1 protein-coding gene is annotated in these 1,057 nt (G+C 55.3%); it reads left to right on the forward strand.

Annotated elements, in window-relative coordinates; all coding sequences use genetic code 11:
- Positions 1 to 893 (forward strand): sulfatase-like hydrolase/transferase (locus AC1DRJ_RS29175; protein WP_477805182.1); only part of this gene is annotated, 893 nt, incomplete at its 5' end.
- Positions 894 to 1,057: the final 164 nt, after the last annotated feature.

Below are 1,057 nucleotides of genomic sequence, written 5' to 3' on the forward strand. Positions count from 1 at the left end.
GTATGCACGTGACCACCGTTTTCTCGCCCAAGTATGAGGCCATGCTGGGTGAAACAGGGGGTAACGACTGGGGCATCCAGGAAGTCGGCATGAAGCAAATGGACGACAATATCGGCGTGGTGCTGAAAAAGCTCGAAAGCATGGGGCAACTGGACAGCACCATCGTGGTGTTCACCACGGACAACGGCACGCAAAGCCAGACATTCCCCGATGGTGGCATGACGCCTTTCAAGGCCAACAAGCTGACAACCTGGGAAGGCGGGATGCGGGTTCCGGCGCTGATCCGTTGGCCAGGTCAAATCAAGCCAGGCACCGTCTATGACGACATCGTTGCCTCCTACGACTGGTTGCCGACACTGGTTGAAATTGCGGGTGGGCCGAAAGGCAATGCACTCAACGAGCAGATCATGGCTGGCAAGTACCCGGGCATTGTCAAAACCAAGCTGCAGGGCGTCAATCAACTGGACTATCTGACGGGCAAGACGACCAAGTCCGCGCGCGATACCTTCTTGTACTACACCGGGGCTACACCCTCGGCCGTACGCTACAAGAACTGGAAGATTTACTTCACCATGGAAGGGTCGTCCGGCGCTTCAGCCCTGGCAGGCCCACAGACGTATGGTTGGGCGCAGGTGCAAAATATCCGAAGAGATCCGTTTGAACAGGCCGTAGGCGAGGAGCAGAAGTCGGTGCTGTCTATGGGAGGTGCATTGGCCTCGCCAAGTACGGCCTATCTCTATAACTGGAACATGTTGCCAGTGGGTCAGCAATTGTGGCTGCAGGAGCTTGAGTCCTTTGCAGAATTCCCGCCACTGCAGGCGCCGGAATCCTACAACCTTGTGCAGGTTCTGGAACAAGTCAGGGCAATGAACAAGAAGCATCCAGGTCAGTAGCAATGTGAAGTGAGGAAGCCAGGGCGTTCTTGCCCTGGCTTTTTACGCTGTCCTTGTCCGAACCATCCCGATTGCGTTGGGAAGGTGATGACAATAAGCAGGATCGTTTCTGGGGGGCGGAATCAGCACAATTTTCAGACGCATTACAAATATCGCTCCACTTG

The sequence above is a fragment of the Pseudomonas sp. P5_B2 genome (genome assembly GCF_056400445.1).